Source organism: Erwinia sp. S38 (assembly GCF_016624545.1).
Lineage (GTDB): Bacteria > Pseudomonadota > Gammaproteobacteria > Enterobacterales > Enterobacteriaceae > Erwinia > Erwinia coffeiphila.
Map to the genome: position 1 here is coordinate 1 of NZ_JACVTS010000058.1, position 2156 is coordinate 2156.

Annotated in this window: 1 protein-coding gene; it reads left to right on the forward strand. The window is 52.7% G+C overall.

What is annotated here, in order from left to right; all coding sequences use genetic code 11:
- Positions 1 to 259: 259 nt before the first annotated feature.
- Entirely contained in the window at positions 260 to 1864 is a 1605-nt protein-coding gene (locus tag IBT46_RS26940) for an alkaline phosphatase (protein WP_305038811.1), read from the forward strand.
- Positions 1865 to 2156 lie beyond the last annotated feature (292 nt).

Genomic DNA, 2156 nt, shown 5'->3' on the forward strand with positions numbered 1-2156 from the left:
AACCCAACCCGCTGCAGAAACGCTCGCCCTGAATCTGATTTATTCAACAAAGCCCACAGTGGGACGATGAACGTTAACACAGGCCGTGAGATAACTCCAAAATCCAGAATTATACATCAGATTCAACTAATTAGAGACATTGCCTGCTACCTGTCATTTAATTGTCATACGACATCTCAATACTCAATAGAAATAAAGAGAGATAATTTGAAATGATTAGAAAATAAATTATGTTATTCTAAACCAATGGAGAATTTGTATGACCCGTCAACGCACCGCGCTGAATGCTTCCGCTCTGTTTCGTAAAAGCCATTTAGCTTTCGGCATCCTATCCTTCGCCGGTATGGCTGCCGCCGTACCTTCTATTGTTACGGCGGCTGAGGTAAAAGCCAAAAACGTGATTGTGATGATCAATGACGGGGCTGGCTGGGGGACCTGGGACGCAACGGCCTACTGGCAGTACGGTGACCGTGACCAGACTCCATACGCCGGGTTCCCGGTAAAATATGCCATGACAACCTATCCGCTGAACGCGTCGAAACAAGCAACCCATAACAATGATTCGTTAGTCAATTACGATGCGCAGAAAGCCTGGGATACCAGCCCGAATGCCGATAAGGATCTGCCGTTTAAAGGCTACGCGTATCTGGCAACCGACCCAACCGACAGCGCCGCTGCCGGTACCGCGCTGTCATCGGGTACTAAAACCTATAACAACGCGATTAACGTCGACAACAACGGCAAGCCGGTAATCTTTGTTACCCTCGTTGCGAAAGAACAGGGTAAAGCGACTGGTGTCGTCACAAGCGTGCCGTTCTCTCACGCCACGCCTGCGGCGTTTGGCGCACAGAACGCATCCCGCAACGACTATCATGCCATTTCTCACCAGATGCTGACGTCCGGCAAACTGGATCTGATTATGGGAACCGGTCTGCCGGGCTTTAACTCGAACGGTACCGATTGCGGCAAGCTGGTGAAGGATGAGTCTGCCGTAGGTTGTGGTGAGGACGCGTACAGCTATCTGGCGAAAGCCGAAGCGGATCAGCTGACCTCCGGTAAACTGACGCCGGCCGGTGCCAGCCAGCCGTGGAAAGTGATTCGCAGCACGGATGAATTTAGCCAGCTGGCAAATGGTGCTCTGCGCTATGAAGGCCCGCTGTTGGGCTCACCGAACGTTGCTCCGAACGGCACCCTGCAGCAGGGACGCCAAGCGGCGATCGTCGGTAAAGATGTGGCAACGCCTTCCGGCGATGCGTATATACGCACTGTCCCGACACTGAAAACCATGACCGAAGGGGCGATCCAGCACCTGAGCAAAAATGCAAACGGCTTCTTTGTGATGATTGAAGGCGGCGCGACCGACTGGTCCGCGCATACCAGCAACTCCTGTACTGGCAAAGGCGACTGGGGTAACTCCTACAACCCTAACTGCATGGGCGTGGAATATGGTCGTCTGATCGAAGAGACTGCTGATTTCAACAACGCAGTATCGTCTGTGATCGAATGGGTAGAGAAGAACAGCAACTGGGGTGAAACTCTGCTGATTGTCACCACCGATCACGACAACGGGATGCCGATGGGTCCGGACGCGCAGAAAAACGCGTTTGAAGCTGTTACCAATAAAGGCAAGGGTCAGATGCCGGGTATATCCTTCCGCCCGACCGGCAACCATTCTAACGCGCTGGTTCCGCTGTGGGCGAAAGGCGCAGGCGCAGAAGCCTTCGGTTCACGCGTGCGCGGCACCGATGCAGGTTACGCTAAATACGTGGGTCTGAATGACGGGAAGTATATCGACAATACCGACGTATTCCGCGTGGTGAAGGCGGCGCTGGACGGTTCAGCCGTTGAGAAAGTCGTACGGTAAATTCGTACTGCTCAGAATGTAAAAGTCCAGTTCATGGTTAGGAATTTCAATCGCCTGTCGATTGCTTCCTGACCATGAACATAGCGCCGGGCGAGCACCATTCTGTCATCAATTCTGGTCGGGTAGGCTGTTTTCAGGCTCTGTCGCGTTAGTGACATAGCCCTTTCATCTGGAGGGAAGCTTATGTGCTGTTTTTACCCAGTGCGCGGCTTTGTTGAATAAATCAGATTCAGGGCGAGCGTCTCTGCAGCGGGTTGGGTTTTCAGGCGATACGCACACTTTCTGGCATACC

Bases quoted from the DNA above. Each gene is read 5' to 3' on its own strand.
- IBT46_RS26940 (WP_305038811.1), top strand. From the start codon at position 260: ATGACCCGTCAACGCACCGCGCTGAATGCTTCCGCTCTGTTTCGTAAA.